Origin of the sequence: Acinetobacter sp. UBA2063 (assembly GCF_002333245.1) — a bacterium.
Classification (GTDB): Bacteria; Pseudomonadota; Gammaproteobacteria; order Pseudomonadales; family Moraxellaceae; genus Acinetobacter; species Acinetobacter parvus.
On record NZ_DDAH01000043.1, the window covers coordinates 4,196 to 10,215 of the forward strand.

Annotated in this window: 5 protein-coding genes; all 5 read right to left on the reverse strand. The window is 37.1% G+C overall.

The window, feature by feature from the left end:
* A partial coding sequence (locus tag B4H32_RS02175) for a type I-F CRISPR-associated protein Csy1 (protein ID WP_286799613.1) occupies positions 1–664 on the reverse strand: 664 nt, incomplete at its 3' end.
* A gap of 15 nt (positions 665–679) precedes the next feature.
* Positions 680–4,060, reverse strand: coding sequence for a type I-F CRISPR-associated helicase Cas3f (gene cas3f, locus B4H32_RS02180; protein ID WP_286799614.1), 3,381 nt, complete (start codon positions 4,058–4,060; stop codon positions 680–682).
* Positions 4,061–4,198: 138 nt separating this feature from the next.
* A complete protein-coding gene (locus B4H32_RS02185) occupies positions 4,199–4,426 on the reverse strand; it encodes a DUF2188 domain-containing protein (protein WP_286799615.1) in 228 nt (75 codons plus the stop codon).
* Between the two features lie 196 nt (positions 4,427–4,622).
* Entirely contained in the window at positions 4,623–5,576 is a 954-nt protein-coding gene (gene cas1f, locus B4H32_RS02190; protein WP_286799616.1) for a type I-F CRISPR-associated endonuclease Cas1f, read from the reverse strand.
* 108 nt (positions 5,577–5,684) lie between these two features.
* Positions 5,685–6,020 (reverse strand): DUF962 domain-containing protein (locus B4H32_RS02195; protein WP_286799617.1); only part of this gene is annotated, 336 nt, incomplete at its 5' end.

Genomic DNA, 6,020 nt, shown 5'->3' on the forward strand with positions numbered 1-6,020 from the left:
GTTCATGATGCTCATTTTTCCTGCGTAACTCTTTAGCCTGTTTAGTTTCTTCAGAAAAACGTATTGTATCAATTGATTGTTTTAATCGAGTGATTAAACCTGATGGCGTTAAAACAGACAATAAATGATATTCAGCCTGCTCAATCGGGAAATAAACCTGCTTCACTAAATGATCAGTTTTTACCGAAGTATCTGTCGCTTTTATTTTTAGAAATTCTGTACCTAATGTCTCAAAGTCTAAATCAGCGCCAACAAGTAATGTTTTTAAACTCTCTTCTTGCCGTTCAAAACCATCTAATACTGTCAGTTTTTCAGTGAGTGGTAAGGATAAAAATTTAAAAACATCCATCGCAGCAGCATTACCAAACACATCTAATGGATAGCTGACATTTCCACTGCGTAAATAACCATCATTAATCTGTTTTGCTTGAGCAATCACACTTGATGTTTTTGCACTAGGATGACTAAATTTACTTGGATGACTCACCATAGAAAGCTGTGTAACCCTCTTTGCGGCATCAGGCAACCATTCTTTCAAACTAAATTTATCATCCGCTTGACCTTGTAATTCTGAAATTACACTGTCATTTTCTGCTTTTTTTAAACGATCCTTTAACCAAAGTTCTTTACGTTCATTTAAGAAATTCTGAATGCTTTCCGTCATGTTCTCTCCTCTTTATTATTGATCTAAAACTACAAGTCCAAATTGTTCTGAATACATGAGTTTTTTATTTTCATCATATTCAGGCAACATAATTTCCCCATAACGCTTGGATAACTTTTCTACTTCTTCCTCAATATCCTCATTTTCAACACATTTATCAAGTACGAAACGACACAAAATGTCGTAATAGTTTCGATTTAACCATAATCGCTGTTGTTCTAATTCATTCAATTGAAAAGGATGAATGTTATAGAAGCCATTCCGATCAATATACCGCCCCAAATCATCTTTTTCACAAAATACAAGCTTACGATCTTTCCATAGTGCAAAAAGCTGAATATTAGGAGAGCTTTGTCTAAATGGATTAAATTGCTGTGGCAGAGCGGTTAAAAACCATTTTTGAGTTAGCCATGAATTCAATGGTTTTGCCCCAACCTTATTATATGAAGTTAAGGCATCTGCCATGACTGCATGCTCTAAATCCGCCAATTTCTTTATCGCCTGTAAGGGTTGATTGGCTTTAATTCTTGGACTGGCATTAATACTAAATTCAGTTCCTGAAATATCTAATAACTCATTTAAATTTTTGTTCTGTAATTTAAACTTATCATTATTTATTTCAAAACCAGGCTTTTCAAAGGCAACTTTAGCTTTGCGTAATCCTTTTAAATTATATTGCATTAAAGCAATATTTGGCTTTTGAATGTCTTGTTCCAATTTTCGATGACGTAAAACTCGTCCAGACAACTGAATAATTGAGCGATAAGATGATGGTTCAACAACTGCCCAGTCAAAATCATGATCTCGCCCCACTTCTTCAACTGGCGTTGCAACTAGAATAAAAATTACATTATCGTAATCTGTCACATCTAAATGCTGACGAATCACCTCATCTGAAAATGCAGCCGCTTGTTCTCCTAGTTTTTCCTTACGTTTTAAAACATGATCTAAATGTTTTTCCTGCTCACTTCGCAACACTAAGACTTGCCGACTATGATACGCCATGACACGAGGTGCAATCTCCTGTGACCATTCAGCATTGAGCAGGTATTGAGTTAAAGCAACACAAGGTGGAATATTCGCCACACGTACCACACCAAAAGAGACTTTTTTCCCTGTTTTCGCATCTATACTGTGATGATCGTGATGTAAACGTTCAATATTCTGTTTAATTCTTTCAAAATATTGAGCTTGTAAACTTTGTTCTAGGCGTTGTATTTCCTTTTCAGCCACAAGATCAGCACAATCCACAATATAAGCTTTATGTTTAATCACTTGTTTGCTCAAAGCATCTGAGCGCAAATCAACAAACTTATCATGGGCATTTTTATAATGTTGGATTGCCTCTTTTTGATTGTCCAGATCAATAGCTTGAATTTGAGTTTTAAACTCATCCACCCACATGGCAACAGTATTGGTCTGCTTTAATTTCTTAAACGCACAGTACAACACCCAACCTTGTTGATAAGCATTAAAAAATCCCTCAGCCAATGCAGGTGGAATGGTTGCAGATGAAATCATTACCTTGCGACCCAACATTCCTGTTAAATGGACAAGGCGAGCAATGGCAATTAAATCCTGACCATTAAAATCGTCAACCTCATCAATCACCAAATCAGAAGATGAAAGCCTTAAACTCGGTAAAATATATTTTCCGCCACGTTTAGTTTCAGTCGCAGCCATCAAATGGTCAATGGTACATGCTAATACAGGTTTATATAAAAATGCTTTATTACGTTCAGCCTGATTTTGAGGAAATAATGCATTCATAAAATCAGCTTGTGGCATGGCATCATAATCTAGCTCATTATCTAACAATTCCTCCAATGACTCCGAGCCAATTTCCTCTATGAGATGAGATTCATCCTGCTGAGGTTTTTTTGTATTGTGATGATGGAGTTCCTGAACTGCTTTTGAACCAATTAAAACAGCAAGCTCATCATTACTTAAACCAATATCATGACGATAAGAATCGCCTGTTTGTAATGTTAAGGTTCTTAAACCCAATGCCAAAATATAACGTAATGACTGCGCATCTTTAGATAAAGCTTGCATAATCTTGGCATTGGCAATCGTTTTTCCTTTACCTGTGCTTGCCATATTGACAATAAACCAGCCCTGTTTTTCAGCAGCTTCATTTTTTTGAATAAATTGCTGAATGCCTTTTACTGCCTGATCTTGCCATTCAAAACCTTGAGGACTTTTCTTTTTTAATTTTTGAACATCATAAGCAGGTTCCATCTCATCGGCTAAACGACTCAATGACTGCGCCACTCGCATTGCATTATCACTGACTCGCACCAGATGCTCATCTAAAAATTGCTTCAATTGTTTGGTTTTTGGATCAGTATTTGCTCTCAAGGATAAGCGGGTTTTCCATGTTTTATCTGCTTCACAAGATGAATAGTAATGATCGCCCAACATCAAACATAATCGAGCATGATGTAAAATGACTCGCCAACTCCCATCTGCAAAGATTTGTTCGGTTGTATGTGATTCTTGCAATAATCGAGCTGACCATTTTTTGATTTGTTTTGTCCACTCAACAGATTGGTTTAATAAACCTTGTTCAAATTCAAAACAAAGTTTAAGACGTTGCTGATAATCCTGTTCATCAAATTTATTTTGATAGCCCCAGTCTACTTTTATACTTTTAAACAAACTTGTCAGTGTTTCTTTTTTTGTATCAGCATAATCTCTACGTCGTTGTTCATCCTTTAAAGCAGGTAAACGATGGTGTGAGACGATCAACCAAGCCACCAATTGCGCCAAAGGTGGTAATTGATCCAAGACTTTAGATTGGTCTGAATTTTTAATAATCGTTTGTTTTAATAATTCTTCATCCCATTTCTGCGCTATTAATAAATTCAGCCATGCTTCATCAGAATCAATATCACCTGATGATTGCACCAACGCATTGAGCAAAAGACAGGAAATCCACTCATGCCGTAACGGATCGCCTTTCTTGCTATTATTACTTTGAGGTTTTAATTTTTCTTGGAAAAGAACTGTTGCTTTGCCCCAATCATGCAGTAAAGCAGATACCGCCACAAGTGCCTTAATTAAAGGCAAATAATGCCAGTCATTTTCCCATTTATTTTGAGCTAAACTTTTTTTGGTGGTATTTACAGGTACAATGCCTTCACTATTAAACTTATTTCGGTTTCCCACAATCCACATCAACTCACTTCTACGCCGCCCACGTATCCAATGACAACTCACAGCCGTATTTTTACTGGCAGTTTTTCGTAATAAATTTTTTACAGTAACCAAACCATCTTCCGTAATCACCGTTTGCCAAGTATTATCTCCTATGCGATCTGCAAAGGCATCCAATACACGACGAGTTCGAGGGATTGCTTTCTTTTCGCATTGAGAAATAAAGGTGACAATCATTTTTTTATTCTCTAAATTATATAGAAGATTTGAAATATCTTTAGATATTTCAAATCTATGTGTCTTAATTTGCCTGTGCGGCAATAAATCAAACAGCAATACTTTATATTTCTAAACAGTCGATATGACTAATAAACATTATCCTTTTGGTGGATAAGGATCATTTCCATGACTATCTTTTCCTGCAATACGTCCATCTTTATTGTGAACAACTAATTCCGTGTTTTGATTTTGACTTATTGTTCGAGCTCGCTGAACTGCTTCTTGCTTCGTATCAAAATGTCCTGAGGAACGCTGCCCACCACTTTGTTTGATATCCCAACCACCTTCAGCATTTGGAACAACATGAGTTGATTTATTTGACATATTTTTCTCCTAATGTCATGAACTAAAATCACAAGCGATGATTAAAAAATAGCCCATCACTGATGTGATGGTGTATATTTATCGCTCAATAAATATCCTAATCGATTTAGAAAATAAAATCAACCTATAAAGTATTTCTGTTATAAGATATACGAATTCATCTGTATGTAGATTCAAAAATTATAGAATTCTCAAATTAATCTGATTTGCTACTATTTAATGCCTGCAATTTCACCTGCTCAAACATCCAATCCAGACAACGATATTCTGTGAATTTTTGCAATAGCTGTTGGCGGAACTCCTGCTCAGTCATCCCCTCTTTGGCACAAATAAACGCCCATGGCAATACCACCGCATCCTTAATCAAATCAGCCACATCAAACACCAAAGCCCCACGTCGGGTTTTGCCATGCATCACTGCAAAACTATGTGAAATACCTAACACCCAAAGCGTGGTTGCGCTGAGTCCATAAGCTAGATAATTGCCATGATTAAGAAAGTCATTGGCTAAATCGCCCTGTTCAGGATTACGCTCAAAACTGAGTTTGCACCGAGTTGCTGCAATTTTATAAAGCTGTTTCGTAGTCATGGCTTCGGCAAGTAACAAATCACCAACTTTGGTTTGATGTGGAATTTTATTTTCAAAACCGATTAAAGCTTGGCTAATATCCGCATCATCCAGATAAAAACCTTCATCTTTTAAATCTTTATCTTTTGCCCAGATTTTACGGATAAATTCAATACGAGCAATTTGAAAGGCTTTCGCCACCTCTAAACGTTTGACATCATCAAACCAGAAACTCATCCACCCCTGCATGTACTCCGTTGGGCGATATTCACTTTGTGGAGTCAACCATTCCACTTCACTGCCTGAAAATAGCGGTGTCCCACCACCGCCACAAAAACCAACCAACACACCTGCACTACACAGCATTCGCATTGCAGCTTGGGTGATGGATGTGCCTGTGCCGAGTAAAATTACAGTGGTATTGGCAATCGGAATATTCCAGTACTGGTTTTCATTTTTGGCTTCGGTCAGGTATAAAACTCGACCATCTTTCTGCATCACTCGGCAATGTTCAAGGTAGTACAGATTGGCCCGTTTAGAATGAAGAATTGCTTTTAAGTCAGATGGGTTGAGTTGTTCCATACTTTTATTTTACCTTGATTTTTTCCAAGCCTAACGGATATCAATACAATAAAAAAGCCGCCTAAAGCGACTTTACGACATCGAATGTCGTTTAAGGGATTTTTTAAATTAGGAATCAATTTTATCAAATTTACGATCAATTAAACTCAAGCGACCACGTACGATATCAGACAACATTCTCCAGTCAGAGATAAAGCTATAAAGCGGTTGTTTAAAACTTGCTGGCTTATTATGTTCATGAAAGAAGTGCCCCACCCACGCACAGGCATAGCCAGACAATAAGCCATAAGCCAAGTATTTTGCCTTACGTTGGCGGATGGCTTTCGCCCAAAAATAAATACCAAGAGAACTACCAACCGCATGTAAACGGCGACTATTGATATTGCGGTGTTCAGTTAATTGACATCCTCCCCGACCTAAAGGACGGGGATTCCTACTGCTAGA

What these genes read in the sequence shown, in the direction of transcription:
- B4H32_RS02185 (WP_286799615.1), bottom strand. Translation starts at nt 4,426, where the DNA reads ATGTCAAATAAATCAACTCATGTTGTTCCAAATGCTGAAGGTGGTTGG.
- cas3f (WP_286799614.1), bottom strand. Translation starts at nt 4,060, where the DNA reads ATGATTGTCACCTTTATTTCTCAATGCGAAAAGAAAGCAATCCCTCGA.
- cas1f (WP_286799616.1), bottom strand. Translation starts at nt 5,576, where the DNA reads ATGGAACAACTCAACCCATCTGACTTAAAAGCAATTCTTCATTCTAAA.